Raw genomic sequence first — 25,946 nt, 5'->3', positions numbered from 1 at the left:
AACGGCGGCGACGGCCCAAGTGGGGGTCCCACAAGCCGGCCACGGGGCCCCTCGCGCGTGCCCTACAGCGTCCCCGGCACGTACCCCGCCCGCGCCCTACAACGTCCCCGCCTCCGGCCAGTGCGACCAGTGGGTGTTCGGCGGGAGAGTCGGCCGGTAGCGGGCCGGGTCACCCGAGTCCAGCACCTCCGCCAGCAGCCGGAACGTCTCGTGGCCGCCGGGAAGGGTGTCCCAGTAGTCGTCCGGCTGGTTCCACTCCTCCAGCCGCAGCAGCAGCGGCAGGTCGGTGGGTATCTCGTCCCGCAGTTCCCGCTCGTCGGCCAGCAGCAGCTCCCGGTGGGCGGGGACCAGCTCCCGGAAGAGCTCCTCCAGCGGCGTTCCGGGACCGGCGGTCACCGCCAGCGCGGTGCCGTTCACGACGAGCGGGACTCCGCCAACGTACTCCTCGGCGCCCTCGGGGTCGATCTCGTCCATGTTGTCCACCCGGTCCAGGAAGGCGCCGTAGCCGGGACCCGCGCCGGTGAGGCAGTTGCCGTAGCGGTACAGGACGCAGGACAGGCTTGCCTCGCGCGGGTTGTAGCCGAGGATCTCCACCACCATGGCCCAGCGCGCGGTGTCGCCGAAGAGGTGGAGGCGGACGTCGACCGGGTACACGTAGCCGTTGTTGAGGTCGGGGAACGTGCCGTTGCCCGCGTGCTGGTCGAACTGCCCCAGGATCGACGAGGTCGTCATCATGCGCCCACCCTAGGGCGGACCACTGACACCCCCGCAATCACGCCAGCCACCTGCACATTTACCCTCGCAATACTTGTCTTTGCCAAGTTTTTGCGGCCGTTCGCCCCCACTTTATTTGCCTGCAGCAACCAACCAGTCCTATGGTTGCCCTAAGCAACGAACAGGGAGGTGTGATGGCCGCGCAGGCGCAGTACGAGGAACTGGCGCGTCAGCTCAGTGCCTTCGGAGTCGTGAAGCGGGACCTCGGGCGGATCATGCCGGCCGACTGCTCCCCCGGCTCCGCCGCCGTGCTGACCCTCCTCGGCCGCCACGGAGACATGCGCATGAGCAATCTCTCCGAGCTGCTCGCCGTCGACATGTCGGTGACCAGCCGCCATGTCGCGCACCTCGCCGAGCGGGGCTGGATCGACCGCTCCCCGGACCCGGCGGACAAGCGCTCCCGCATCCTGCACCTCACCCCCGAGGGCCGCACGGTGCTCGCCGAGCTCTCCCGGCGCAGCGTCACCCTGCTGGCGGAGCGTCTGAGCGACTGGACCGACGACGAGATCGGCCAGCTGATCGGGCTGATGGGCCGGCTGCGCGACAGCTTCGGCGACTGCCGGAGCGCCGCGCACCGGCCGCCACCGCCACAGCGGCCACAGGGGCCACAAGAGTCACAGCAGCCATACCCGCCCCAGCCGCCACCACCTCCCCTGCTGCACGAGACCACCCGTACACCCGCGTAAGAGAAGGAAGTCCATGGCAACGACCACACCGGCCGGTGTGCGGGCCCACGCCAAGCACGGGGGCGGGCCCGACGCCCACGCCCCGATGACGCACCGGCAGATCATGGAGGCCCTCTCCGGCCTTCTGCTCGGCATGTTCGTGGCGATCCTGTCGTCCACGATCGTCTCCAACGCCCTCCCGGAGATCATCGGCGACCTCGGCGGCGGCCAGTCCGCCTACACCTGGGTCGTCACCGCCACCCTGCTGGCGATGACCGCGACGACCCCCCTGTGGGGCAAGCTCGCCGACCTCTACGACAAGAAGGCGCTCGTCCAGATCGCGCTGGTCATCTACGTCCTCGGATCGGCGGCGGCCGGCCTGTCGCAGAACCCCGGCATGCTGATCGCCTGCCGTGTCGTCCAGGGCGTCGGCGTCGGCGGTCTCTCCGCCCTCGCGCAGATCGTGATGGCCGCGATGATCTCGCCGCGGGAGCGCGGCCGTTACTCCGGCTACCTCGGCGCCACCTTCGCCGTCGCCACCGTCGGCGGCCCGCTGCTCGGCGGTGTCATCACCGACACCTCCTGGCTGGGCTGGCGCTGGTGCTTCTACGTCGGTGTCCCCTTCGCCGTGATCGCGCTGATCGTGCTGCAGAAGACCCTGCACCTGCCGGTCGTGAAGCGGGACGTGAAGGTCGACTGGGCCGGCGCGTTCTTCATCTCCGCCGCCGTCTCCCTGCTGCTCGTCTGGGTCACCTTCGCGGGTGACAAGTACGACTGGCTGTCCTGGCAGACGTACACGATGGTCGCGGGCTCGGTCCTGCTCGGCGCGGTGTTCGTGTTCGTCGAGTCGAAGGCCGCCGAGCCGATCATCCCGCTGCGGCTGTTCCGCAACCGGACCATCACCCTCTCCTCCATCGCCTCGATGTTCGTGGGCGTGGCGATGTTCTCCGGCACGGTGTTCTTCGCCCAGTACTTCCAGCTGGCCCGCAACGAGTCCCCGACCATGTCCGGGGTGCTGACCATCCCGATGATCGGCGGTCTGTTCGTCTCCTCCACCGTCTCCGGGCAGTTCATCACCCGTACCGGCAAGTGGAAGGCCTGGCTGGTCAGCGGGGGTGTGCTCATCACGGCGGGCCTCGGTCTGCTGGGCACCATCCGGTACGACACGGACTACTGGAAGACCGCGGTCTTCATGGCGCTGCTGGGTCTCGGCGTCGGCATGATGATGCAGAACCTGGTGCTGTCCACACAGAACCAGGTGGAGCCGCAGGACCTCGGTTCGGCCAGCTCGACCGTCACCTTCTTCCGTTCCCTCGGCGGTGCGATGGGCGTCTCGGCGCTCGGCGCCGTCATGGCCAACCGCATCACCGACTACGCCAAGGACGGCATCGCCGGACTCGGTCCGAAGTACGCCGCGCTCGCGTCCGGTTCCGGCTCCTCCAGCACGATCCCGGACATGGACAAGCTGCCCGCGCCGCTGCGCACGGTCATGGAGGACGCGTACGGCCACGGCATCGCGGACGTCTTCCTGATCGCCTCCGGGCTGGCCCTGCTCGCCTTCCTGATCACGCTGTTCATCAAGGAGGTCCCGCTGCGGACCAAGGGCGCCCTGGCCCACGCGGCCGAGGCGGAGGCCGAGGCCCGGACCCCGGCCGCGGCCGAGGCCGAGGCCGCCGTGCCGGCCGAGCGGCACACGCCCGGCTGGGCCGCCGCCACCGGCGACACTCCCGTCCTGGAGTCCGGCTCCGGCGACGGCACCCTGCGGCTCGCCGCCGCCGTCGCGGTGGCCACCGACGAGCGGCCCTCGGGCGCCGCGGGTGTCCCGGTCCGCGGTTTCGTCCGGGGCGCCGAGAGCGCGCCGGTCCCGCAGGCCGCCGTCACGCTGATCTCCCTGGCCGGACGGCAGCTGGGCCGGTCGGTCGCGCAGACCGACGGCGCCTACGCGCTGGACGCGCCCGGGACGGGGTCGTACGTCCTGATCGCCTCGGCGGACGGGTTCCAGCCGCAGGCGTCCACGATCGTCGTGAACGGCGAGCCGCTCGCGTACGACATCCTGCTCAGCGGGACCAGCGGGCTCACCGGGGCCGTCCGGGCCGCCGGATCGGGTGAGGGCGTCAAGGACGCGATGGTCGTCGTCACCGATGTGCGCGGCGAGCTGCTGGCCACCGCGGCCACCGGTGACCGGGGCGAGTTCGCCGTCACCGAGCTGGTGCCGGGTTCCGTGACCGTCGCGGTGAACGCCGCCGGGTTCCGGCCGCGCGCCCTGCCCATCGAGATCGGCGGGACCGGGGTCACCCGGGTGGAGGTCGTGCTCGACGCGGGCGCCCAGCTCCGGGGGGTCGTACGGGCGCCGCACGGGCCGCTGGCCGACGCACGCGTGACGCTCGTGGACGCGGCGGGCAACGTCCTCGGCACGGCGACGACCGGCGTGGACGGGGCGTACGCCTTCGCGGACCTCGACGGCGGCGAGTGCACGGTCATCGCGACCGGCTATCCGCCGGTGGCCAGTGCGCTGACGGTGGCCGGGGCCGGCGTGGACGGCCATGACATCGAACTCGCCCACCCCGGCGAGTGACCGACCAGTGATCCTTCCGGCCCGGTGCGGGGTTCGTCCCCGCACCGGGCCGGTTCCAGTCGAGGAGCATGTGAGATGGGACTGACCGCGCGGATCCGCACGCGGGACGGATGGGCCGTGTCGCACGCGGTCGTCACGGTGACCGACACGGCCGGTACGCAGGTGCTGCGGGCCGAGGCGGACGACGAAGGCGTCGTACGGGACGCGTCGGAGCTCGCGCCGGGGCCGTACACCGTGATCGTCACGGCCGTCGGGTACGGGCCCGTGGCGTCCACCGCGCTCGTCACCGCGAGCGGACGGGTGGACGTGGGCGGTGTGACGCTGGCCCGGCAGGGCGGGACCGAGCTGCCGCCGCCCGGGCCGTGGACCGTCGACCCGGCGCACTCCACCGTCGGCGCGGTCGCCCAGCACCTGGGCATCTCCAGTGTCCGCGGCCGGTTCACCGACTTCGCGGCGGCGATCGGGATCGCCCCGGACGACGTCACCGAGTCGCGGGTGGAGGCGGTGATCCGGGCGGACTCCATCGACACCGGCAACGGCACGCGCGACACGCATCTGCGGTCGGCGGACTTCCTGGACGCGGCGAACCACCCGGAGATCACCTACCGCTCGACGGGGCTCACGGTCGCGGGCCCGGACCGCTGGACGGTCCACGGCGACCTGTCCCTGCGCGGTGTCGTACGGCCCGTCGACCTCGACCTCGCCTACCTGGGCACCGGCGCCGACCCGTGGGGCGGCACCCGGGCCGCGTTCCGCGCGACGGCGGAGCTCCACCGCGAGGACTTCGCGATGAACTACAACCAGGTCGTCCAGGCGGGCATCGCCGCGATCGGTACGACCCTGAGGGTGGAGCTGGAGGTCCAGGCGGTGCAGGGTGAGTCGCTGCCCCGGGCGTAGTCGCTCCGCGGGCGTACGACCGGCAGGGTCACCTTCCGCCGCCCCGGGTCCGCCTAGGCTGACGGCATGGCACCGAACATCGCGACCAACACCGCCGTCTCGCTCGACGAGCTGCTGGAGTTCGTACGACCCCGTCACCGCGCGATCCTGCTCACCCGGCGGGGTGACGGCGGGCCCCAGGGGTCGCCGCTGACCTGCGGCGTCGACGACTCGGGGCGGATCGTGGTCTCCACCTACCCGGAGCGGGCCAAGACGCGCAACGCCAAGCGGGACGAGCGGGTGAGCCTGCTCGTGCTGAGCGACGACTGGGACGGGCCGTGGGTGCAGATCGACGGGACGGCGGAGGTGCTCGACGTGCCGGAGTCCGTCGAGCCGCTGGTGGAGTACTTCCGGAACATCGCGGGGGAGCATCCCGACTGGGAGGAGTATCGGGCGGCGATGGTGCGGCAGGGGAAGTCGATCATCCGGATCACTCCGGTGCGGTGGGGGCCGGTTGCGACCGGCGGCTTTCCTGCGCGGCTTGCTCCGCAGGGGTGAGCGCGTACTGACTCGGGGGCCTTGTCGTCTTGCGGGTGCGGGTGCGTTGTGGCTTGTCGCGCCCACGCGGCGGAGCCGCATATCGATACAGCCCCGCGCCCCTAGGGGGTTGCCGTGGACCTTCTTGCCATGGCTTCGATGCCTGCGGTCAGCAGGTCCAGGGCGTATTCGAAGTCCCGTTCCCACATTTCCTCGACCGTGTCGCCGCCTCGGGCCGCCATGATGTCCTCGCTCTCCTTGACGACGTCGGCGGCCTGGGGGGCCTGGGTCACCGTGGTCATGGCCTGGCGGAAGTAGGCGTCGGGGGTCAGGCCGACGGCCGTGGAGCGGGCGATGAAGTGGCCCTCGATCGTGCCGAAGCCGTACACGAACTGGAAGACGGAGGAGATGGCCGCCGCCAGCCCGTGGGTGGGCAGGCCGGTGCGGCGGACGACCTGCTGGACCGTGCGGGCGAACGCGAGGTTGTTCGGGCCGATGTTGAGGAACGTGCCCGCCAGCGGTGACACCCAGGGGTGGCGGACCAGCAGGGCGCGGTAGGAGCGGGCCAGGGCGCGCAGCTGGTCGCGCCAGTCCTCGTCCTCGTTCGCCGCGTCGGGCAGCTCCAGGCCCTCGAAGGCCGCGTCCAGGGCGAGTTCGAGGAGGTCGTCCTTGGTGTCGACGTACCAGTACACGGACATCGCCGTCACGTTCAGCTCGGCCGCCAGCCGTCGCATGGAGAACTTGGCGAGGCCCTCCGCGTCCAGCAGCCGTACGGTGACCTCGGTGATCCGGGTCCGGTCGAGCCCGGAGGGCTGGCCGCCGCCCCGGCCGCCGCGCCGCCGCGCCTTGCCCTCCAGCCACACGCTGTGGTGCGGGGTGTCCTCGGCGGTCTCGGCCATGGCAGGGCACCTTCCTCGTCTTCCGGTACGGGGATATATGTTCCGGTACTGGGGAAGATGCTAGGCCTGCCCGGGCCGTCGGTGTTCAGCGCAGGGTGAGCGTGGTCTCGGTGTCGACCCGGGTCAGTTTCTCCGGGTTGCGGACGTAGTAGAGGCCGGTGATGCGGTCGTCCTCGAAGCGGATCGCGACGACACCGTCGATCTCGCCGTCCACCCGCAGGACGAGCGCCGGACCGCCGTTGACCATGGTGAACTCGCTGGTGAGCGTCACCTGGTGGCGGCGGGCGCCGCCGATGATGAAGCGGGCCACCTTGAGGGCGCCGCTGATCGGCCGGGGCGCGGCCTGCCGGAGTCCGCCGCCGTCGCTCATCAGGACGACGTCGGGGGCGAGCACGTCGAGGAACCCCTGGAGGTCCCCGGTGGTGAGCGCCTGCTGGAACGACTCCAGGGCGGCCCGGGTCCTGCTCTGGGAGACCACCTCGCGCGGGCGTCGGGCGTCGACGTGCCGGCGGGCGCGGTGCGCGATCTGGCGGACGGCCGCGGGGCTCTTGTCGACGGCGGCGGCGATCTCGTCGTAGCCGACGTCGAAGACCTCGCGCAGGACGAAGACGGCCCGCTCGGTCGGGGACAGGGTCTCGAGGACGAGCATCAGCGCCATCGACACGCTCTCGGCGAGCTCGACGTCCTGGGCCACGTCCGGGGTGGTGAGCAGGGGCTCGGGCAGCCAGGGGCCGACGTACGCCTCCTTGCGGCGGGACAGGGTGCGCAGGCGGTTGAGGGCCTGGCGGGTGGTGATGCGGACCAGGTAGGCGCGCGGGTCGCGCACCTCGTCCAGGTCGGTGTCCACCCACCGCAGCCAGGTCTCCTGCAACACGTCCTCGGCGTCGGCCGCCGAGCCGAGCATCTCGTAGGCGACGGTGAACAGCAGGTTGCGGTGGGCGACGAAGGCCTCGGTGGCCGGGTCGGTGGTGTGATCGTCCATGTCAGGGTCCCTCCCCCGTCCGGGGGTGGCTCAGACCGCGTGTTCGGCGGTGGCCGGGGGCTCGGCGTGCTCGCTCCGCAGGAGCTGCTGCTGCCGCCTGGATCCTCCCGAGACCTTGTGCAGACGGTACGCACCGGGCTTGTGCCCCTCGCCCGCCAGGTGCTCGACGATGCCCTTGCACACGAACTCCTTGAGCTTCGCACCGGGACGACCGCCGATGTGGAACCCGACCGCCACGTCGTACCGGTGGGCGAACTGGAAGATGCCGGCGCCCCGGCCCAGGCTGATGCACTGGCCGGCGAACGCCTGGTTCAGGGTCGCGGGCCGCTCACCCGCGATCCGGCTGAGCACCGTGTCGGCGGCCCGCGCGCCCAGCGGGATGGCGGCCTGGCAGCTCATCCGCAGCGGCAGGTCCGAGGGGGCCGCCGAGTCCCCGGCCGCGACGATGTGCGGGTCGTCGACGCTGGTCAGCGTCTCGTCGGTGAGGAGGCGGCCGAGGGCGTCGGTGCTCAGGCCGCTGCGCGCGGCCAGGTCCGGGACGCCGAAGCCGGCGGTCCAGACGGTCACCTCGCTCGGCAGCTCACGGCCGTCGGCGAGCCGTACGGCGTCGGCCGTCACGGCCGTCACCTTCGTGCCGGGGCCGTCCAGGACGGTCACCCCGAGGGCGGCCAGCCGCCCGGCGACCGAGCGCCGGCCCCGCGCGTGCAGGTACGGGCCGAGGAGCCCGCCGCAGAGCAGGGTCACGGTGTGGCCCTGCTCGGCCAGCTCGGCGGCGGTCTCGATGCCGGTCGGGCCGGCGCCGACGACGGTCAGCGGGGCCTTCGGGGACGCGGCCTCGACGGCCGGGCGCAGCCGCCGCGCGTCCTCCAGGGTGGCGATCGGGTGGGCGAACTCGGCCGCTCCGGGCACGCGCGGGTCGGCGCTGCCACTGCCCACCGCGTAGACCAGGTGGTCGTAGTGGACGGTGGCGCCGCTCTCCAGCGTCAGGGCGCGGCCGGGCGCGTCGATCCGGTTCACGGTGTCGACGACCAGCCGGACGCGCTCGCCGAGGACCTTCCGGTAGTCGACGACCGCGTCATGGGTGCCGGCCACCAGCTGGTGCAGCCGGATCCGCTCGACGAAGGACGGGCGCGGGTTGATCAGCGTGACGTTCACGTCGTCGCGGCTCGTCAGGCGGTTGGCGGCCATGACGCCGGCGTATCCCCCGCCGATCACGACGACTTCGGTGTTCTCGCTCACGGTGTCTCCTCCGGTTCCAGGGGGTTCGGCCACAAGACACCGGGGTCCCGCTCCCTGTGACAGCATGTGATGCAGGTCACATGAGAGCGGGCTGTTCCTCCTTGTCCGCCCTGCGCAGCAGCCCCGCGGCCACCAGGCCTCCGCCCAGTACGGCGACGGCCCCCACCAGCAGCCCCGCGCCCAGCCCGGCCGACAGCGACTCGCCCGCCGCCACGGAGGAGCTGAGTACGGCGCCGAGGACGGCGACGCCGAGCCCGTTCCCGAACTCCGCCAGCGTGCCGTTGACGCCCGCGCCCACCCCTGCCTTCTCCGGCGGTATCGCGCTCATGACCGCGTGGGCCATCGCCGGGTTGGCGACCGCGCAGCCGACGCCGATGAGCACCAGACCGGCCGCGACACCGCCGTATCCCTCGCCGCTGAGCGCGATGGCGACGAGCCCGCCCGCCATCAGCACCATGCCGGCCGGCACCGCCAGCGGGGCCCCGAGCCGTGCGGTGGCCTTCGCCGCGAGCCCGCTGAAGTTCAGCACGACGACGGTCAGCGCCAGCGGCGCGGTGCGCAGGCCCGCCTCCAGGGGGCCGTATCCGAGGACGGACTGGAGGTGCTGGGTGAGCAGGAAGAGCGCGCCGCCCATGCCGAAGGTGATCAGGACCGCCCCGCCGACCGCGCCGGTGAACCGGCGGTCACGGAAGAACGCCAGGTCGAGCATGGGGTACGGGATCCGGTTCTCCCAGCGGGCGAAAAGCGTGAGGACGACGGCGGCGACCGCCGCGCTCACCAGTACCCGGGCCGAGGTCCAGCCGTGGGCGGGGCCGGAGATGATCGCGAAGACCAGCGAGGCCATGCCGATCGTGGACAGCAGCGCGCCGAGCAGGTCGGGGCGGTCGCCGTGCGGGTTCTTGGACTCGGGGACCAGGGCGACGACGGCCGCGAGACCGAGCGCCGCGACCGGCAGGTTGATCAGGAAGATCGTGCCCCACGCGAAGTGGTCGAGCACGAAGCCGCCGACGAGCGGGCCGGTGGCGAAGCCGAGCGCGTTCACCGCGGCCCAGATGCCGATCGCCTTCGGCTGCTCGTCGGGCGTGAAGATCTGCATCGCCACGGCGAGGGTGGTGGTGAGCAGCAGCGCGCCGCCCACGCCCATGCCGGCCCGGGCGGCGATCAGCTGGCCGGAGGTGGTGGCGAACCCGGCCACCGCCGAGCCCACGCCGAACAGGGCGAGGCCCGTGGCCAGCATCTTCTTGCGGCCGTAGAGGTCGGCGGCGCTGCCCGCGGCGAGCAGCAGACCGGACTGGACGAGCGAGTACGCGTTGATCATCCACTGGATGTCGGCGGTGCTCGCGTCCAGCGCACGGGTGAGGGAGGGGATCGCGACGTTCAGGATCGTGTTGTCGAGCAGCACGGTGAGCTGCGCGAGACAGATCACGGCGAGGATGAGCCAGCGTCGAGGGTGGGAGGTAGTCACGCTGTACACCGTAGAAGGACTCCCATACGGCGTACAACGGAGTTACAGAGCTACGGAGTCACAGAGCTACGGAGTCACGAAGAAGGGCGGTGGCTACAAGCCACCGCCCTTCACCCGCTACCGCCAGGTCAGCTGCTCGCCTTCTGCGTCAGGTCGTAGAAGGTGGACGAACCCACCGTCACCTTCTTGAAGTTGGCCTCGACCCAGGAGGTGATCTGCGAGGACGTACCGCTGCTGCTGCCGCCCATGCCACCGCCGGTGCCGCTGGAGATGAAGTAGTGGATCTTGCCGTCCGCCACGTACTCCTTGAACTGCGCCAGCGTCGGGGACGGGTCGGTGCCGTTGAAGCCGCCGATCGCCATGACCGCGTCGCCCGTGGAGAGCTGGTAGCTCGCCGCGTTCTGGGCGCCGATCGCCGCCGCGACCCAGGTGTACTTGCCGGAGTCGGTCTCCAGCAGCTTCTTGGCCTCGTCGGAGACGCTCGCGCCGTTCAGCAGGCCGCCGACGCCACCGCCGCCGCCCATGCCCCCGCCGTCACCGGTCTGGCCGCCGGGACCGCCCTGCCGGCTCTGGCCCTGGCTGTTGCCGTTGCCGTTCTGCTGGTTGTTCTGGCCCTGCTGGCCCGGCATGCCGCCGCCGAAGCCGTTGCCGTTCTGGGAGTTGCCGTTGCCGTTCTGCTGCTGGTTCTGACCCTGCTGGTTCTGACCCTGCTGACCCGGCATACCGCCGCCGTTGCCGCCGCCGAAGCCGCCCCGGCCGCCGCCACCGCCCATGCCGCCGCCCATCATGGACGCGCCCGACGGGCCCGCCGTGACGATGGAGCCGGTGTGGCCCGTCTGCAGGGTGCTGATCGTGTACGCGGTCGGGCCGGCCAGGGAGGCGACCAGACCGACCGAGGCCGCCGCGAGGGCGAGCTGACGGTTGATCCGGCCCGCGAAGACCAGGCCGAGCGCGGCGGCGAGGCCGCCGATCAGGACCAGCCACTTCAGCCAGGGCAGGTAGTCCGAGGTGCGGTTGAGCAGGACGTACGACCAGGAGGCCGCCGCCACGACCGAGGCCGCGAGGGTGATCGAGGCCCACAGCTCGGACCGCTTCTCCCACAGCAGACCGGCGCCCATGCCGATCACGGCCGCCATGTAGGGGGCGAGGGCCACCGTGTAGTACTGGTGGAAGATGCCCGCCATGTAGCTGAAGACGACCATGGTGATCAGCAGCGAGCCGCCCCAGACGAGGAGCAGACCGCGGGTGGCCGAGGTGCGCTTGAGCTTGCCGGTGGCCACCAGACCGGCGACGAGCAGGATCAGCGCGGCCGGCAGCAGCCAGGAGATCTGGCCGCCGATCTCGGAGTTGAACATCCGGTCCCAGCCGGTCTCGCCCCACTGGCCGCCGCTGTTGCCGCCACCGCCGCCGACGCTGCCGGTCTCCTCGCCGTTGAGGCGGCCGAGACCGTTGTAGCCGAAGGTCAGCTCCAGGAAGGAGTTGTTCTGCGAGCCGCCGATGTACGGGCGGGAGGAGGCGGGCCACAGCTCCACGATCGCGACCCACCAGCCGCCGGACGCGACCAGCGCACCGGTGGCCAGGGCCAGCTGTCCGAACCGCTTCTTCACGCTCACCGGCGCGCAGACCGCGTAGACGATCGCGAGCGGCGGGAGGATCAGGAACGCCTGGAGCGTCTTGGCGAGGAACGCGAAGCCGATCGCGACCCCGGCCCACACCAGCCACTTCGTCCGGCCGTCCTCCACCGCGCGAGCGGTGAAGTAGCAGGCCACGGCCATCAGCAGGGCCAGCATCGCGTCCGGGTTGTTGAACCGGAACATCAGCGCGGCGACGGGGGTGAGCGCGAGCACGGCGCCCGCGATCAGGCCGGCCGCGGCGCTGAACCGGCGGCGCACGGAGGCGTAGACGACGGCGACCGTGCCGACGCCCATCAGCACCTCGGGGGCGAGGATCGCCCAGGAGTTCAGGCCGAAGATCCTCACCGACAGGGCCATCGGCCACAGCGAGGCCGGGGGCTTGTCGACGGTGATGGCGTTGCCCGCGTCCAGCGAGCCGAAGAAGAACGCCTTCCAGGACTGGCTGCCCGCCTGGACGGCCGCCGAGTAGAAGGAGTTGGCGTACCCGGAGGCGCTCAGGTTGTAGAGGTAGAGGAGGAGGGTGGCGGCCAGCAGGCCGAGGAAGGCCGGGCGGACCCAGCGGGGGTCCTCGGGGCGGCCGCGCCAGAGTCTGCGGTGCAGGGGCTGCTTCGGCTCACCCGACTCGGGGGCCGGTGCGGCCGGCTGCTGCGGCTCCGTGGCCGGAGGGGCAGTGGGGGGCGGGCCCCAGGCCGTCGGTTGGTCGAGATGGGTGGTCATCGGGGGTCCCCCGGGTCGGTGTCGTGAGGGCGCACCGGCTGCAGTCGCATGGTGGCGTCCCTCCAGGTGCCGTCCGCGGCTTCGCCGGCGCGGAACTGGGTGGTCTCATGGGTGGCGGTGGTGTTCCGGTACGGCGAGGCGTACGCCGGCTCGGCCGGACGGGCCGGGTGCTGCGGCCCGTACGACGGTGCGGCCGGGTACGGCGACGCGTACGGCGTCGGCTGCGCCGGGAGGTGGGAGGCGACCACGGTCGATGCCGGGGCGTCGTCCTCGTCGTCCTCCCGTCGGTCCGAGAACACCCACGCGCGAAAGAGCAGGAAGCGCAGGACCGTCGCCGCGAGGTTGGCGGCGATCAGCACCGCGAGTTCGGTGGAGTGCGCGGGTTCGGTGGTCGCCGCGTTCAGGGCGACGAGCGAGCCGCTGGTCAGCGCCAGGCCGATGCCGAAGACGACCAGGCCCTGCGCCTGGTGCTTGACGGCCCCGCCACGGCCGCGGACCCCGAAGGTCAGCCGGCGGTTGGCGGCGGTGTTGGCGACCGCGGACACCAGCAGGGCGAGCGCGTTGGCGAACTGCGAGCCCGTGAACTGGCGGAAGCCGCTGTAGAGCAGCAGATAGAACAGAGTGGACAGACCGCCCACGACACAGAAGCCGACGAGCTGGCGGGCCAGGCCCTTGGGCACGTCCTGGATCTCGCGGTCGCGCGGGTCGTCGCCGAACGGGCGGGCGAGCCGGTCGAGCGAGAGGGAGCCGGTGGCCAGGGCCTTGCCCACGCGCCACACGCCCTTGAGGTCGTCGGTGGCCGTCTTCACGATGTGCACCGTGGAGTCCGGGTCGTCGACCCAGTCGACGGGCACCTCGTGGATCCTGAGGCCGGCCCGCTCGGCGAGCACCAGCATCTCCGTGTCGAAGAACCAGCCGGTGTCCTCCACCAGGGGCAGGAGCACCTGGGCGACATCACGGCGGATCGCCTTGAAGCCGCACTGGGCGTCCGAGAAACGGGCCTGGAGCGAGCCGCGCAGGATCAGGTTGTACGCGCGGCTGATGAACTCCCTCTTCGGGCCGCGCACCACGCGCGAGCTGCGGGAGAGCCGGGAGCCGATCGCCAGGTCGGAGTGACCGGAGATCAGCGGGGCCACCAGCGGCAGCAGCGCGTTGAGGTCGGTGGACAGGTCCACGTCCATGTACGCGAGGATCGGGGCGTCCGAGGCCGACCAGACGGTCCGCAGCGCACGGCCGCGGCCCTTCTGCTCCAGCCGGAAGTTCCTGACCTCCGGGATCCGCGCCTCCAGCCGGCGCGCCACCTCGGGGGTGGTGTCGGTCGACGCGTTGTCCGCGATCGTGATGCGGAACGTGTAGGGGAACGTACGCGTCAGGTGGTCGTGCAGTCTCTCGACGCACGGCTGGAGGTCCTTCTCCTCGTTGTAGACGGGGATCACTACGTCCAGGACAGGCGTACCGGCTATGGCGGCCGGGAGGTGCTCCCGCGCCGGCAGGGTGCCGGGAGAAGAGTCGGTTCGCATGCCAACGACTTTCGTCAAGCGCCCTGTTGCACCCATGTGGTGGCACTGTGCTCGACCTGTGAGTCCAGTTGCCAGTTCGTTTCGGGGGCGGGCTGGGGCACGGCGGGGGCAAGAGCGGGCAGATGCACCGTAAAGATGGTCTGCCCGGGCACGCTGTCCACCGTCACGGCACCGCCGTGCGCGGTCGCCACGGCCTGCACGATGGCGAGTCCGAGGCCGGTGGAGCCGGTGGAGCGGGAGCGTGCCGAGTCGCCCCTGGCGAACCGCTCGAAGACGTGCGGGAGGAGGTCGGGCGGAATGCCCTGCCCGTTGTCCTGGACGTCGACGCACAGCCACGGTCCGCGCCGCTGCACCCGTGCGGTGACGGTCGTCCCGGGCGGGGTGTGGGTACGGGCGTTGGCCAGCAGGTTGACGAGCACCTGCTGGAGGCGGGCCGAGTCGGCGGAGACGAGCGCGGGCTCGTCGGGCAGTTCGAGCCGCCAGACGTGGTCGCGTCCGGCCGCGCGGGCGTCGCTGATGGTGTCGATGACCAGCGGTACGAGGTCGGTCTGGTCGAACTGCAGCGGGCGCCCGGCGTCGAGCCGGGCGAGCAGCAGCAGGTCCTCGACGAGGAGGGTCATCCGGCCGGCCTCGGACTCGATCCGGCCGAGGGCGTGCTTGGTGTCGGGGCCGACCTCTTCCCGTCCGCGGCGGGTGAGCTCGGCGTACCCGCGGATGGAGGCGAGGGGCGTCCTGAGCTCATGGCTGGCGTCCGCGACGAACTGGCGGACCCGCATCTCGCTCTCCTGGCGGGCGTGCAGGGCGCCGTGGACGTGGTTCAGCATCCGGTTCAGCGCGGCGCCGACCTGCCCGACTTCGGTGTGCGGATCCGTCTCGGACTCGGGCACCCGCTCGCTGAGGTTGACCTCGCCGGTGTGCAGGGGGAGCTCGGAGACCCGGGTCGCGGTGGCGGCGACCTTGCGGAGGGGGCGGGTGGCGACGTTGACCATGACGGTACCGGCGAGCCCGGCGGCGATGAGACCGGCGACGGTGAGGCTGATCTCGACGATGATCAGGGTGTTGATGGTGCCGTCGACGTCGGAGGTGGGGATGCCGACGTAGAAGCTGCCGTTCTTGCCGGTGACGTACTGGACCATGTAGTTACCGAGACCCGGAATCTCGATGGTGTGGAAACTCCGGTCCTGCGCCACCGAGCCGAGCGCCTTCATCTGGGACTCGTTGAGGTCCACCGGGTTCGTCCGCATGACGCCGGCGGCGTCGTTCTTCTTGGTGGCGACCTTGGCGCTGGTGATCGAGCCGCCCTCCACCTTGGCCGCGACCGTCTTCTGCGGGCCCGGGCCCTGGACGACGTCGTCGAGTGTGTTCGTCTCCTGGGGTGCCTTGCCGCTGGTGGTGCCGTTGCCGGTCTTGGCGCCGCCCTTGTCTCCGAAACCTCCGGTCGGCCCGCCCGAGGCGCGCATGGCGGACTCCTTGAGAGAGCCTTCCAACTGGCCGTACAGATGGTCCCGGAGGACCAGCGTGGTGACCGTCCCGATCACCGCACAGACGACCGCGATCAGTGTCACGGACACGACGACGAGCCGGGTCCGCAGGGTGCGCGGCTTTCCCGCTCGTCTCTTCTGCGGACGCGGCCGTCGTCGCCCGCTCATGACGCGGCGGGCTTGATCAGGTAACCGGCCCCACGCCGGGTGTGGATCATCGGCTCCCGGCCGGCGTCTATCTTCCGGCGCAGGTACGAGATGTACAGCTCGACCACGTTGGCCTGGCCACCGAAGTCGTACGACCACACCCGGTCCAGGATCTGCGCCTTGCTCAGCACGCGCCGCGGGTTGCGCATCAGGAAGCGCAGCAGCTCGAACTCGGTGGCGGTGAGGTGGATGTTCTCCCCGGCCCGCGAGACCTCGTGGCTGTCCTCGTCGAGGGTGAGGTCACCGACGACGAGCACGGAGTCGGAGCGCCGGTCGGCGGCGCCGGAACGGCGGATGAGCCCCCGCAGCCGGGCCACGACCTCTTCGAGGCTGAACGGCTTGGTGACGTAGTCGTCGCCCCCGGCGGTGAGACCGGCGATACGGTCCTCGACGGCGTCCTTGGCGGTGAGGAACAGGACGGGGACGTCCGGCAGCTCACGGCGCAGCCGGCCCAGGACGGTCAGCCCGTCCATGTCGGGCAGCATCATGTCGAGGACGACGGCGTCGGGACGGAACTCCCGGGCGGTCTGGATGGCACCGGTGCCGTCACCCGCACTGCGGATCTGCCATCCCTCGTAGCGCAGGGCCATGGACAGCAGTTCGGTGATCGACAGCTCGTCGTCCACCACAAGCACTCGGACGGGGCTCCCGTCCGGCCTCAGCAGTTCGGTGCGCCCCTGGGGCGAGGTCGTGGTCATGGGGAACACCATGTCGGTGTCCTCTGAGAACACTCTTTCCAGAACCTGTGATTTCCCTGAGAAACTCACAGGAGCCTCTCAGGCAATGCCTGGCAACCCCTGACGCGGAGTTGATCTCGGGCGGCTCCGGCCCTGCTCACCGCCCGTCGTCCCCGATCAGCCGGTGCCGGGCCGCTCGAACCCGTGACTGTGTTCCACCTTGGCGATGTGCAGGGAGTACCGCTCGTACCAGTGTGCCCTGCCGTACTCCTTGGCGGCCCGGTGCTCCTCGTGTGCCCGCCACCGCTCGATTCCAGCCAGGTCCCGGAAGTAGGCGACGGTGATCCCGAGCCCTCCCGGGGTACGGGCCGAGTCCTCTCCCAGAAACCCCGGGACGTCCTTCACGAGGTCCCCGAGCCGCTCCGCCGTCTCGCCGTACCCCGGGTCCGGCTCGGCGCGCAGGGAGGTGAAGACGACGGCGTAGTACGGCGGCCGATGTGCGGGGACAGGAGTGATCCGCTGTTCGCTCATGTCGTCCACGATCGGCCGAGGGGCCGCCACGGGTCCAGGGACCTTGCCGAACGGGATCCGTCCGGGATCCAAGTCTTTACCCGAGGGCCGGCCCGGGTGGCACCCGCTCAGAACAGGCCGTCCTGCAGAGGCCCGCCCTCCTTGAACTCCCGCACGGGAACCCGCACTTCCGCATCTCCCCCAGCGCCTTCCGGAACCAGCTCCCACCCCCTCATCAACCGTGTGTCCAGCACGATCACCCCCTCCCCGCCCGCCAGATGAAGATCGGGCCCGGCCGCGGCCACCAGCTCCCCGCTCACCACGCCGCCGGCGACGAGCTCGCTCACCTCACCCCGGGCGGCGGGTGCCGTGTCCAGTCCGAACACCCGCAGATGGTCGACGCCTTCGAAGGGCGCGCGGGTCAACGACTCCGGCCACTGCGCCAGTTCCACGGCCCGCCCGTGCAACTCCCTGAGCTCACGGATCCGCTCCTCCCCGTCCCTCGGCAGGGCACCGCGCACCGCCCGCTTCTCGGCGTACGGAATCCGGTCCGGCACCCGCAGCGCCGCCCGCAGCAGCTCCTCGGTCCGCCGGGCGGCCATCAGCGGTCCGCCGCCCAGCCAGCTGAAGCAGACCGCCCCCTGCTCCAGCAGCCGCGCCGGCCCCCGCTCGACCGCCGTGATCCCGACCTTGACCAGCCCCGGCCCGAACCACGCCAGATACACCCGGTACGGCCGGGGGTCGTCGGCGACCCCGTCCGCGGCGACGGAATGCGCCCGGTCCAGCCGCGCGCACTCCTCGCACCGCGCCCCCGCACTCCTCCGCGACACCGCCGCCCGCACCGGGCACGCATGCCCCCGAGCCCCGACACACTCCCGTACACCCCCTTCCGCGACCGCGAAGGCCACCCGCTTCCCCCAGGACAGCGGGCTGCGCCGCCCTCCGTCCCACAGCAGCACGGGACCCTCAGTCGCCCACCGCAGCCCCGCGCACCTCCATGCCCGTACCATCGCCCACCACGCTAGCCCCCACCCCTGACAACGCGCCCTGAGCTGCGACTTCACGCCCGGCTTTCCGCGCGGCCGGCCGCGCGGCGAGCAGGCATCCGACGCACTCCGGATGACCGTCCCGGGCCGAGGTGTCCCGCACCCGCATCCCCCACTCCGCCCGCGGCCGCACCCCCGGCGGCTTGCCCCACCCGGTCAGGTGCAGCGCCCAGGTGACCAGCACGCTCACGGCCGCCACGGCACCCCCGCCGACCAGCAGAGCGGGGGAGACGGCACACACCCCGACCCCCATCACGGCGGTCCCGGCGGTCGCGATCCCGAAGCCGGTCCAGCCGGCGACCGTGTGCCCCTCGTCGTACTGATGACCTGCCACGCAATTCCCTCACCATCTAAGAGGTTGATGTTCTGAACCTCTTACAAGGTAAGAGAAACCGAAAGCAGATAACAAGGACCCAGCACGAACCCTCCGAGAGGAACCCTGCCCGCGATGACAGCGCAGCCACCCCGCCCCCGCCCCGCGGCGACGCCCGCCCAGGCGATCTCGGCCATGGACGACCTCATCGCGGCGAGCATGATCGGCCAGCAGGAGATGGCCCAGCGCCTCGGCCTGAACGTCACCGACCTGACCTGCTTCGCCTACGTCCTCCAGGCGGGCGAGGATCTGCTGACGGCAGGCGAGTTGGCGACCCGCGTACACGTCACCACGGGCGCGGTCACCGGCATCCTGAACCGGCTGGAACGCGCCGGTTACGTCACCCGGCGCCCCGATCCCCAGGACCGCCGCAGGGTCCGGGTGGCCGCCGTACCCTCCGCGGTGGCCCGGGCGTACGCGCTCTACCAGCCGTACTACGACCGTCTGAACGAGCTCTTCGCGGACTACTCCCCGGAGGAGACCGCGGTCCTGGCGGACTGGTTCACCCGGGCGACGGCACTGGCGAACGCGTACCGCGAGGAGCGCCGCGCCGACGAGGACGGGGAGCCCGTCACGGGGTGAAGGAGACGACCGAGGTGTAGTCGGAACCGACGTGGAACTCCACCCGCTGGGTCCCGCTCGGTGAGCCGATGCCCCGCAGCGGCAGCGTCCAGGTCCGGGTGGAGCCGCTGACCGCCATCGAGGGGCTGGTCCCCAGCTCGCTCCAACTCCACTGCGTCGAACGGCTCCGGTAGAGGCCGCCGTTCTCGATCATGTAGTCGGCGCCCAGGGCGGAGGGCGACGGATAGGGAAGCTGGTAGCCGGTCGAGGTGTCGCCGTCGGTGTCGATGAAGACGTGATAGTAGCTGTCCGAGGCGTGGAAGGAGGCCCGGAAGGTGACGGTTCCGGAGGACAGGCAGATCGAGTAGTCGGTGATGGGGCCGGAGCCCGCGCCGGAGGAACAGGAACTGCCGCTGTCGCCACTGCCCGTCCCGGTCCCGGTCCCGGCTCCGGTACCGGTTCCGGAACCGGTCCGCTTGGTGGCGGCCGGCTCGTCCTGGTCGTCCGCGCCGGACGACGTGCCGGCGGTGTCCGGATCCGTGGTCGACGACGCCTTCGGCGAGGCGCTCTTCCGGTCGGCCGACGGCGAGGCGGACACCGACGCGGACGCGGAGGCCGAGGCCGACCCGGGCACGCTCGGCGGCGGACCGTACGTCCCGCCCCCCTGGGTGTGATCCGGCCCGGCACCCGGCACGGCCGCCGAGGACCGGCTGTCACCGCCGTCGCGGACGACGAAGACACCGGCGATCAGCGCCGCGACGAGGACTCCGACGCCGGCGAACAACGCGGCCCGCGGCAACCGCCGCCGCAGGGCCGGTTCCGCCGCGGCCTGCCCGGGAGAGACGGTCCCGGCGCGATCGTCACCATCACGCGCCCCGCCGGCCACCGCACTTCGACGGACACCGCCCGGCCGCACCGCCGCACCGGAACGGCCGCCGCTCGCGGCCGCACCGGCCGCCGCTTCCGGTCCGCCGAGTTCCGCGACGAACGACTCGGCCGCCGAGGACATCACCGCAGGCTGCTCCTCCGCCTCCGGCTCACCGCCTGCCGCGCCCCGGGGGTCCTCCTCGGAACCGTCCCCGGCCCCCGGCCCGGCGCCCCGGGCGGACGCCGCAGCGATCGCCGACGGTCCCTTGGACCGGCGCGGCAGCGGACCCTGCACTGTCGGGGCGTCCTTCCACGAGAGCTACGCCGAACGCATCGGGCGACATGGACGGCGATGGGCGGCAGTGAAGGCACCGGGCCGCCGATCGTAACGGAGGCCGATCGTAACGGAGTTCGAACGCATCCAACCGGAAGGATGTTGTCGCCGGATTGCTTCGGACCGTATTCGACCGTTCGGCTGTTCGGCCCACGAAGCGGGATGCCGTGCAGGGCGTCGCGAGCGTCGCAGGCCCTTCACCTGTGACCATGAAGCGTTCATGGAAAGTGATCGCTGGGGTGATGTGTGAACTGGTTGACCTCGCTGCCGGCGGTGGTGCTGGTCGTGGGCGGGCTCCTGCTCGCCCTCCTGGGCACGGCGGCGGCGCGGGTCGGCGTCCGGGTGCTCGTACCGGCCGGGGAACACGACCGGGTGCCGCAGATCGCCATGCCCCTGATGTCGTCCCTCGGCGCCGCCTTCGCGATCTTTGCGGCGCTCACCCTGGCCAGCGAGGCCGGCTATCTGCGCGCGGCGGAGGCGTTGGTGAGCGACGAGGCGGCCGCGGCCTCCCGCCTGGCATGGGCGGCGACCAGTCCGCGCGTCCGTTCGGAGCCGATCCAGACGGCGCTACTGGACTACCTGCAGACCACCCGGGCCAGGGAATGGAAGGGCGCGGCAGCGGCGTCCGGTGACGACCCGACGACCGCTCGCGCGATCGCCCGCCTGGAGCGGAGTGTGCGCGCCGAGGCGGCCCGGCCCGCGGTGGGCACCACGACGGGAACGGAGCTGGTGGTGTCCCTGGACGGTGTCACCAGTGGTCGCCGCGCCCGCATCGCGGCGGCCTCGCGCGATGTTCCCGTGCTCTACGTCGTGACGCTCGTGGCCAGTGGGCTGGCCTTGATCGTGAACGCGGGCGCACTGGTCTTCCGCACCGGCCTGCGCACGTCCCTGCTCGTCGCGGGCTTGGCGAGCGTGGTCGGGCTGAGCCTGGCGCTGCTCTTCGCGCTCAGCGCGTCCTGGAGCGGAGCGTTCATCGTCAGCGGGCATCCGCTCGACGCCGTCGCCCATGACCTGAAGTCCGGCTTCTTCCACGGCGGCCCCTAGGGCCTGTCGTGTGGATCAGGCCGCAGACGCGGGGGCTCACCGGCACCGAACAGACCCGTCGATGTCCTGCGACCTGATCCAAACGACAGGCCCTAGCCGACGGACACGATCCGTACGGCGGCGCCGAGGCGTGCGGGTCGTCGGCCGCTTCTCGTACCCGACCGGATCGGGCACGGGAATGTCGGGTCCGGCAGGGTGGTCCGTTCCTAACGTGAGTGCTCGAAGGGAAGGGGGCCGGGGTGCTGGAACGGCTGAACCAGGCCATGGAGCACATCGAACGCCACCTTGATCAGCGGATCGAGGTGGCCGACCTGGCGCGGATCGCGGTGACTTCGGAGTATCACCTGCGGCGGATGTTCTCCGCGCTGGCGGGAGTGCCGCTGTCGGAGTACATCCGGCGCAGACGGCTCACGGTCGCCGGCGCCGAGGTGCTGGCCGGAGAGCGGACACTGCTGGAGATCGCCGTGCGGTACGGCTACACGTCGGGGGAGGCGTTCGCGCGTGCGTTCCGTGCCATGCACGGCGTCGGGCCCGGCGAGGCCAGACGGTCCGGTGCGCCTCTGCAGTCCCAGCAACGGCTGTCCTTCCGCCTCATCGTCGAAGGGAGTAGCAGCATGCGATACCGGGTCGTGGAGAAGGACGAGTTCCGTGTGGTGGGCAGGAAGGCGCGCGTTCCGCTGGTGCACGAGGGGATGAATCCCGCCATCGCCGACTTCATCCGGGGTCTCGGGCAGGAGACGCTGCAGCGGATGCGGGGCCTGTCCGATCAGGAGCCGGAGGGGATCGTGGGGGTGAGTGCGAACCTCGACGCGAGTCGGGCGGAAGGAACCGAACTCGACTACTACCACGGGGTGGTGACCGGAGCCGACGCGCCCGAGGACATGGACGCGCTCACCGTGCCGGCCGGGACGTGGGCCGTGTTCGAGAGCTCCGGGCCGTTTCCGCAGGCGCTGCAGTACCTCTGGCGGGACGTGTTCACCCAGTGGTTCCCGTCCAATCCGTACCGGAGCCGTCCGGGACCCGAGATCCTGCGGACCCGGCTGTCGCCGGATGCCGCGCAGGCGGACGCGGAGCTGTGGATCCCCGTGGAGCGAACCACGGCCTGAACGGGCGGGCCCTCGAAACGGTCACGGAGGTCGGGACTCCACCACGCGGCGCTCAATCGGCCGAATGGCCCCGGGAGACGATCTCCTGGGGCTCACCGTGATCGTCACCGTCCCAGGAGTTCGCGCGCTTCCCCTTCCGATGTCAACCGAGGTACGGCTGCTCATGATGTTCCAGAAAGTGCCGAATCCGTAGCCGCTGCGTGTGGTGCATGGGCAGCTTGCCCAGTTCCTCCTCCGAGACGAAGCGCAGCTCCGTGGATTCGTCGGAGAGAGCGAGTCCTCCGCCGACCACTCGGGCGGTGAAGCAGACATTGAACTGTCGACGCACCTCACCGTCCGTGTAGGCGATGACGTGGCGAGGGTCGGTGTAGGTCCCGACGAGCCCGGTGATCTCCACGTCCAGGCCCGTTTCCTCCTTCACTTCGCGGACGGCGGTTCCCGGCAGCGAGTCGGTCATCTCCATGCCGCCGCCGGGCAGCGCCCAGAGATCGTTGTCCCGCCGGCGCTGCAGAAGAATGCGGCCTTCGTCGTCGGTGACCACCGCGGACGCCGCGACGACCAGACTGTTGGGCTCCGGGGCGTCCGGATCGTCGTAGTACTCGGTACGGGCCATGCTCACCCTTCTCGGACCGGCGTCGCCCTGGGATGCCTGCCTCAGGGGTACGACTTCCCGTGCTCGTCTCCGCCACTGCCGGCGGGCTGTCGAGTCAGAACGGAACAGGAGCGTCTTACCCTGCGGCGGCCCGCGGTCGGCCCGACCGGAGTCCGGTCAGAACTCCAGCACCTCGCGGTCGAGCGGATACCGCGCACGATGACGGCCGTCGTACGGCGAGGGCGTGATCGGCAGGACGCCGGTCGGCTGCAGGCCCAGGTTGTCGTCCCAGATCCGGGGTTCGACCTGTCCGACGACGCGGAACTGCCGGAAGGTGAACGGCGGGCTGTCGGTCGGGAAGAACTCGGCTGTGGTCATCACCTGGAAGTGCAGGTGCGGCGTGGTCGAGTTGCCGCTGTTGCCGATCAGCCCGAGGACCTGGCCGGATTCGACCCGGTCGCCCTCCCGAACCCTGAGCGAGCCGGCCGTCAGGTGGGCGTAGAGCAGATAGCGGCCCGGCGCGACTTCCAGGGTGACGTGGTTGCCGACAGTGTCCTCGATCGGCGGGATGGGCGGCGTGAGGGGCGGCGGGTTGTCCGGGAGTCCGTCCTGAACCTCCACCACTCTGCCGCCGGCCGAGGCCACGACCGGCTGACGGTAGCTCAGGTAGCTGGTGAGCCGTGTGGGGTCGCCTTCCCAGGTCTGCCCTCGCTCGCCGACCCGGTACCAGTCGATCGCGAAGCGCTGCGGCACATAGAAGCGACCGTTGATCGGGGCGAGGCCGCGCCGGTGGTGCGTGTTGCCGCAGCACGACTCGCTGGAGTACCAGGTGCCGGGGCGGACCGGCGGGCGCAGGTTCAACGGCGCGGTGCCGGCGGTCCGGGTGGCCTGCACCGTCTCCTCGAACGCGGAGGGTCCGGACGGGGTCAGGACGGCACCCGAGAGATGGTGTTCGAGGACCTTGGGCGCCTGCCGACCGCGGTCGAGGGCCAGGTCGAGCCAGATGATCCACTGCTGGGAGCCCTGGATGACGGTCGGCGTCGGTGCCGGGGGCGGCGGGGTGTACCCGTCCGCACCCGGCAGGGGGTCGCCCACCGGATGGGCTGCCTCGGCCAGCGCCTGCCCGCTCAGCGAGCCGATGACCCGTTGTGTGCGGGCGTCTCGGACGTCGACACGGTCGAGCCGCACCTGCGTGCTGCTGGACAGTGCGTTCGTGGTGAGCAGTTCGTACGAGAGGTGCGTCTTGCCGTCCGTGGCGACGAACGGCGTCGGTTCGGTCATCACTGCCGCCGTCAACGGCGTGAACTGTGCGCCGGGCGCCGGAGTGGCCGCGCCGGTTCCGTGTCCGGTTCCCGCTGAGGCCACCAGCATGCCGGCCGCGAGCACGGCAGCGGCGAGCCCGCGAAGTAGCGGGCTGCGGCCAGTGCGGTTGCGAGGGTCGCGCTCTGCCATTGCGCTCTTTCATTCGTCGGATCCCGGGCCGCGAAGGACGCCGGCACGCCCCGCGCCGAGGCGCAGGCCCATGTAATCCGGCGGCACGCCGCTCCGGGCGGAGGGCACCGGAGTCGGACGCCGAACTGCACCCGTCCAGCCGCACCGCCCACCAAGCCCTCGCCTCACGGCGGCTTCGGGGCGCTGCACGTGCGGACAACGAGGTCCGCCGGGGTGAAGTCGACGGGCTCACCTGGAAGTCGATCGACTTCGAGACGGGTGAGCTGTACGTGGACCACCGGATCCAGCGGGCGGGCCGTCAGATCCACGAAGTACGGGACGCCCATCGAGCCTGGCAACCTCACCCGTGTTCGCCCTGCGGGCCCGCCGCGCCGGCCACCGGTGATCCCGCTTCGGAACACGCGCATCCTCCGGTACTCGCAGATGCCCCAAAACGCAAGAGGCCCCGGATCTCTCCGGGGCCTCTCACCTGTGTGCACTCGGCAGGATTCGAACCTGCAACCTTCTGATCCGTAGTCAGATGCTCTATCCGTTAAGCTACGAGTGCTTGTTATTCGGTTTTTCTTGTCTTCGATCCTTGCCCTTCCGGGCCGCTCTCGGCGACAGGAAGAACATTACATGACTGCCGCCGACATGTGAAATCCGTTTGCCATACCCCTTGTGACCTGCGGAAACGGCCTCAGAGGGGGTCAGAGGGGACGACGAAGCCCCGGGCCGTGAACGGACCGGGGCTTCGAGGGATCTGGCGGAGGCGGAGGGATTTGAACCCTCGATGGGCTTTAAGGCCCAAACCGCATTAGCAGTGCGGCGCCATAGACCGGACTAGGCGACGCCTCCAGCACAACCTCTCGCGTCTCGCGTGGGTGCGAGTGGTGCGTGCAGATGATGACACAGTCGAGCGTGCTGTCACCAATCGACGTCCACGGTACTAGGCAGTCGGGTCACAGGGCAAAGGGCTTCCCCTGCGGAACGTCCGGCGTGGCGCCGCGTTGGTCCGGGCATGTCGCAGGTCACCGCCATCCCGCTCAGCAGCAGCCCTCCCCCACGGCGCCGGAGCACCGTCGCCCTGTCCCTCGCCGTCGCCCTCGCCGTCGCCCTGGCCCTCGGCGCCCTCCTCCCCTCTCCCGCCTCCGCCGGCGCCGCCCTCGCGCCCCCGCCCGTCCGGGAGGAGGACCGGGCGGATCAGGATCACCTCGTCGTCACCGTCCGGCACGCGGGTGACCGGGTCGATGGGGTGTTCGAGGTGTGGTGCCGGCCCGGCGGCGGCCGTCACCCGGACGTGTCGGGCGCGTGCCGGACCGTGGAACGCGGCACCCGCTGGGGGCGGGACCCCTTCGCCCCGGTGCCGAGCGGTTCCGTGTGCACCATGCGGTACGGCGGAGCGGCCACCGCCCATGTCACCGGCCGCTGGGCCGGGCGGCCCGTCGACGCGACGTACGACCGCCGCAACGGGTGCGAGATCGAGCGGTGGGACCGGATGGTGCCGCTGCTGCCCGCACAGCCCGGCCTTCGACCCGCCTCCACCACCCCCTGACCCGTCACCCCACTCACCCCACTCACCCCACCCCTCACCCCACCCCCTGACCCGCCCCGCTGCCCCGAGGGCGGTAGCCCGGATTCCGTTCTGTCGCTGCCGTCCTGGGGCGCGTCCGCGTGCACAGGCCGCCCACGGCGGGTTCACCCGTCCCGTACATCTCCCACGAAGGTCATACGACGGTCACACGTTCTGTGTCACTTCGTCGTGCGAGCTCCCTCTCATCCGGGGCCTGTGACGGGGACCCAGCCCTTAGACTCCCTCGCGTGACACGCTGCG

The 25,946-nt window shown here is 71.3% G+C and carries 23 protein-coding genes and 2 tRNA genes; 8 read left to right on the top strand and 17 right to left on the bottom strand.

Annotated elements, in window-relative coordinates; genetic code table 11:
• Positions 1–96 precede the first annotated feature (96 nt).
• Positions 97–735: a hypothetical protein gene (locus ABZ464_RS29620; protein WP_359281573.1), complete on the bottom strand. Its 639-nt coding sequence runs from the start codon at positions 733–735 to the stop codon at positions 97–99.
• A 173-nt stretch (positions 736–908) separates the two neighbouring features.
• Between ABZ464_RS29620 and ABZ464_RS29615 the strand changes: the two genes are divergently transcribed.
• The 4 genes from ABZ464_RS29615 to ABZ464_RS29600 all read left to right on the top strand — a co-directional run bounded on the left by ABZ464_RS29615 (position 909) and on the right by ABZ464_RS29600 (position 5,448).
• A complete protein-coding gene (locus ABZ464_RS29615) occupies positions 909–1,460 on the top strand; it encodes a MarR family transcriptional regulator (protein ID WP_359281571.1) in 552 nt (183 codons plus the stop codon).
• Positions 1,461–1,473: 13 nt separating this feature from the next.
• Positions 1,474–4,014, top strand: coding sequence for an MFS transporter (locus tag ABZ464_RS29610; protein WP_359281568.1), 2,541 nt, complete (start codon positions 1,474–1,476; stop codon positions 4,012–4,014).
• A 75-nt stretch (positions 4,015–4,089) separates the two neighbouring features.
• Complete coding sequence (locus ABZ464_RS29605) at positions 4,090–4,911, top strand: YceI family protein (RefSeq protein WP_359281566.1); 822 nt, start codon at positions 4,090–4,092, stop codon at positions 4,909–4,911.
• 66 nt (positions 4,912–4,977) lie between these two features.
• Positions 4,978–5,448, top strand: coding sequence for a PPOX class F420-dependent oxidoreductase (locus ABZ464_RS29600; protein ID WP_359281563.1), 471 nt, complete (start codon positions 4,978–4,980; stop codon positions 5,446–5,448).
• A gap of 101 nt (positions 5,449–5,549) precedes the next feature.
• Here ABZ464_RS29600 and ABZ464_RS29595 read toward each other — a convergent pair whose 3' ends face one another.
• The 11 genes from ABZ464_RS29595 to ABZ464_RS29545 all read right to left on the bottom strand — a co-directional run bounded on the left by ABZ464_RS29595 (position 5,550) and on the right by ABZ464_RS29545 (position 18,138).
• The gene (locus tag ABZ464_RS29595; RefSeq protein ID WP_359281562.1) at positions 5,550–6,326 is read right to left on the bottom strand and encodes a TetR/AcrR family transcriptional regulator; all 777 of its coding nucleotides are present in this window, start codon (positions 6,324–6,326) and stop codon (positions 5,550–5,552) included.
• A gap of 85 nt (positions 6,327–6,411) precedes the next feature.
• On the bottom strand, positions 6,412–7,308 hold the full coding sequence (locus ABZ464_RS29590) for an RNA polymerase sigma-70 factor (RefSeq protein WP_359281560.1): 897 nt from the start codon (positions 7,306–7,308) through the stop codon (positions 6,412–6,414).
• Between the two features lie 30 nt (positions 7,309–7,338).
• Positions 7,339–8,547, bottom strand: coding sequence for an FAD-dependent oxidoreductase (locus ABZ464_RS29585; protein ID WP_359281557.1), 1,209 nt, complete (start codon positions 8,545–8,547; stop codon positions 7,339–7,341).
• Positions 8,548–8,623: 76 nt separating this feature from the next.
• Positions 8,624–10,021 carry an MFS transporter gene (locus ABZ464_RS29580; RefSeq protein ID WP_359281555.1) on the bottom strand — a complete coding sequence of 466 codons (1,398 nt, stop codon included), beginning with the start codon at positions 10,019–10,021 and terminating at the stop codon, positions 8,624–8,626.
• 119 nt (positions 10,022–10,140) lie between these two features.
• Positions 10,141–12,363 (bottom strand): glycosyltransferase family 39 protein, encoded by a 2,223-nt coding sequence (locus ABZ464_RS29575; protein WP_359281553.1) that lies wholly within the window; start codon positions 12,361–12,363, stop codon positions 10,141–10,143.
• Positions 12,360–13,883: a bifunctional glycosyltransferase family 2/GtrA family protein gene (locus tag ABZ464_RS29570; protein ID WP_359281551.1), complete on the bottom strand. Its 1,524-nt coding sequence runs from the start codon at positions 13,881–13,883 to the stop codon at positions 12,360–12,362. Before ABZ464_RS29570 ends, ABZ464_RS29575 begins: the two co-directional genes overlap by 4 nt.
• Before the next feature lie 14 nt (positions 13,884–13,897).
• Positions 13,898–15,532, bottom strand: coding sequence for a HAMP domain-containing sensor histidine kinase (locus tag ABZ464_RS29565; protein ID WP_359281548.1), 1,635 nt, complete (start codon positions 15,530–15,532; stop codon positions 13,898–13,900).
• A complete protein-coding gene (locus ABZ464_RS29560; protein WP_062701118.1) occupies positions 15,529–16,269 on the bottom strand; it encodes a response regulator transcription factor in 741 nt (246 codons plus the stop codon). The genes ABZ464_RS29565 and ABZ464_RS29560 overlap by 4 nt, the downstream gene beginning before the upstream one ends.
• Before the next feature lie 156 nt (positions 16,270–16,425).
• A complete protein-coding gene (locus ABZ464_RS29555; RefSeq protein ID WP_359281546.1) occupies positions 16,426–16,779 on the bottom strand; it encodes an antibiotic biosynthesis monooxygenase in 354 nt (117 codons plus the stop codon).
• Positions 16,780–16,886: 107 nt separating this feature from the next.
• The gene (locus ABZ464_RS29550; protein ID WP_359281544.1) at positions 16,887–17,768 is read right to left on the bottom strand and encodes a DUF2797 domain-containing protein; all 882 of its coding nucleotides are present in this window, start codon (positions 17,766–17,768) and stop codon (positions 16,887–16,889) included.
• Positions 17,725–18,138 (bottom strand): HGxxPAAW family protein, encoded by a 414-nt coding sequence (locus ABZ464_RS29545; protein ID WP_359281541.1) that lies wholly within the window; start codon positions 18,136–18,138, stop codon positions 17,725–17,727. Before ABZ464_RS29545 ends, ABZ464_RS29550 begins: the two co-directional genes overlap by 44 nt.
• Positions 18,139–18,252: 114 nt before the next feature.
• On the opposite strand from ABZ464_RS29545, the gene ABZ464_RS29540 reads away from it, so the two are divergent.
• Positions 18,253–18,759 carry a MarR family transcriptional regulator gene (locus tag ABZ464_RS29540; protein WP_359281539.1) on the top strand — a complete coding sequence of 169 codons (507 nt, stop codon included), beginning with the start codon at positions 18,253–18,255 and terminating at the stop codon, positions 18,757–18,759.
• Here the strand turns inward: ABZ464_RS29540 and ABZ464_RS29535 are convergent.
• Entirely contained in the window at positions 18,749–19,900 is a 1,152-nt protein-coding gene (locus ABZ464_RS29535) for a hypothetical protein (protein WP_359281537.1), read from the bottom strand. The two genes, ABZ464_RS29540 and ABZ464_RS29535, sit on opposite strands and share 11 nt — an antisense overlap.
• 285 nt (positions 19,901–20,185) lie before the next feature.
• Between ABZ464_RS29535 and ABZ464_RS29530 the strand changes: the two genes are divergently transcribed.
• Together ABZ464_RS29530 and ABZ464_RS29525 are read left to right on the top strand one after the other, a co-directional pair.
• A complete protein-coding gene (locus tag ABZ464_RS29530; protein ID WP_359281535.1) occupies positions 20,186–20,983 on the top strand; it encodes a hypothetical protein in 798 nt (265 codons plus the stop codon).
• Positions 20,984–21,222: 239 nt separating this feature from the next.
• Positions 21,223–22,089: an AraC family transcriptional regulator gene (locus ABZ464_RS29525; protein WP_359281534.1), complete on the top strand. Its 867-nt coding sequence runs from the start codon at positions 21,223–21,225 to the stop codon at positions 22,087–22,089.
• A 142-nt stretch (positions 22,090–22,231) separates the two neighbouring features.
• Here ABZ464_RS29525 and ABZ464_RS29520 read toward each other — a convergent pair whose 3' ends face one another.
• The 4 genes from ABZ464_RS29520 to ABZ464_RS29505 all read right to left on the bottom strand — a co-directional run bounded on the left by ABZ464_RS29520 (position 22,232) and on the right by ABZ464_RS29505 (position 24,970).
• Complete coding sequence (locus ABZ464_RS29520; RefSeq protein ID WP_359281533.1) at positions 22,232–22,702, bottom strand: NUDIX domain-containing protein; 471 nt, start codon at positions 22,700–22,702, stop codon at positions 22,232–22,234.
• A gap of 156 nt (positions 22,703–22,858) precedes the next feature.
• Complete coding sequence (locus ABZ464_RS29515) at positions 22,859–23,962, bottom strand: M23 family metallopeptidase (protein ID WP_359281531.1); 1,104 nt, start codon at positions 23,960–23,962, stop codon at positions 22,859–22,861.
• Positions 23,963–24,607: 645 nt separating this feature from the next.
• A tRNA-Arg gene (locus ABZ464_RS29510) sits at positions 24,608–24,680 on the bottom strand.
• A 196-nt stretch (positions 24,681–24,876) separates the two neighbouring features.
• Positions 24,877–24,970 (bottom strand) — tRNA-Ser (locus tag ABZ464_RS29505).
• A 163-nt stretch (positions 24,971–25,133) separates the two neighbouring features.
• On the opposite strand from ABZ464_RS29505, the gene ABZ464_RS29500 reads away from it, so the two are divergent.
• Positions 25,134–25,667 (top strand): SSI family serine proteinase inhibitor, encoded by a 534-nt coding sequence (locus ABZ464_RS29500; protein ID WP_359281530.1) that lies wholly within the window; start codon positions 25,134–25,136, stop codon positions 25,665–25,667.
• Positions 25,668–25,946 lie beyond the last annotated feature (279 nt).

Origin of the sequence: Streptomyces sp. NPDC005820, from assembly GCF_040630255.1 — a bacterium.
Lineage (GTDB): Bacteria > Actinomycetota > Actinomycetes > Streptomycetales > Streptomycetaceae > Streptomyces.
This window is presented reverse-complemented; position numbering and strand designations above follow the sequence as displayed.

Bases quoted from the DNA above. Each gene is read 5' to 3' on its own strand.
- ABZ464_RS29620 (WP_359281573.1), bottom strand. From the start codon at position 735: ATGATGACGACCTCGTCGATCCTGGGGCAGTTCGACCAGCACGCGGGC.
- ABZ464_RS29615 (WP_359281571.1), top strand. From the start codon at position 909: ATGGCCGCGCAGGCGCAGTACGAGGAACTGGCGCGTCAGCTCAGTGCC.
- ABZ464_RS29610 (WP_359281568.1), top strand. From the start codon at position 1,474: ATGGCAACGACCACACCGGCCGGTGTGCGGGCCCACGCCAAGCACGGG.
- ABZ464_RS29605 (WP_359281566.1), top strand. From the start codon at position 4,090: ATGGGACTGACCGCGCGGATCCGCACGCGGGACGGATGGGCCGTGTCG.
- ABZ464_RS29600 (WP_359281563.1), top strand. From the start codon at position 4,978: ATGGCACCGAACATCGCGACCAACACCGCCGTCTCGCTCGACGAGCTG.
- ABZ464_RS29595 (WP_359281562.1), bottom strand. From the start codon at position 6,326: ATGGCCGAGACCGCCGAGGACACCCCGCACCACAGCGTGTGGCTGGAG.
- ABZ464_RS29590 (WP_359281560.1), bottom strand. From the start codon at position 7,308: ATGGACGATCACACCACCGACCCGGCCACCGAGGCCTTCGTCGCCCAC.
- ABZ464_RS29575 (WP_359281553.1), bottom strand. From the start codon at position 12,363: ATGACCACCCATCTCGACCAACCGACGGCCTGGGGCCCGCCCCCCACT.
- ABZ464_RS29570 (WP_359281551.1), bottom strand. From the start codon at position 13,883: ATGCGAACCGACTCTTCTCCCGGCACCCTGCCGGCGCGGGAGCACCTC.
- ABZ464_RS29565 (WP_359281548.1), bottom strand. From the start codon at position 15,532: ATGAGCGGGCGACGACGGCCGCGTCCGCAGAAGAGACGAGCGGGAAAG.
- ABZ464_RS29560 (WP_062701118.1), bottom strand. From the start codon at position 16,269: ATGACCACGACCTCGCCCCAGGGGCGCACCGAACTGCTGAGGCCGGAC.
- ABZ464_RS29555 (WP_359281546.1), bottom strand. From the start codon at position 16,779: ATGAGCGAACAGCGGATCACTCCTGTCCCCGCACATCGGCCGCCGTAC.
- ABZ464_RS29550 (WP_359281544.1), bottom strand. From the start codon at position 17,768: ATGGTACGGGCATGGAGGTGCGCGGGGCTGCGGTGGGCGACTGAGGGT.
- ABZ464_RS29540 (WP_359281539.1), top strand. From the start codon at position 18,253: ATGACAGCGCAGCCACCCCGCCCCCGCCCCGCGGCGACGCCCGCCCAG.
- ABZ464_RS29520 (WP_359281533.1), bottom strand. From the start codon at position 22,702: ATGGCCCGTACCGAGTACTACGACGATCCGGACGCCCCGGAGCCCAAC.
- ABZ464_RS29515 (WP_359281531.1), bottom strand. From the start codon at position 23,962: ATGACCGAACCGACGCCGTTCGTCGCCACGGACGGCAAGACGCACCTC.
- ABZ464_RS29500 (WP_359281530.1), top strand. From the start codon at position 25,134: ATGTCGCAGGTCACCGCCATCCCGCTCAGCAGCAGCCCTCCCCCACGG.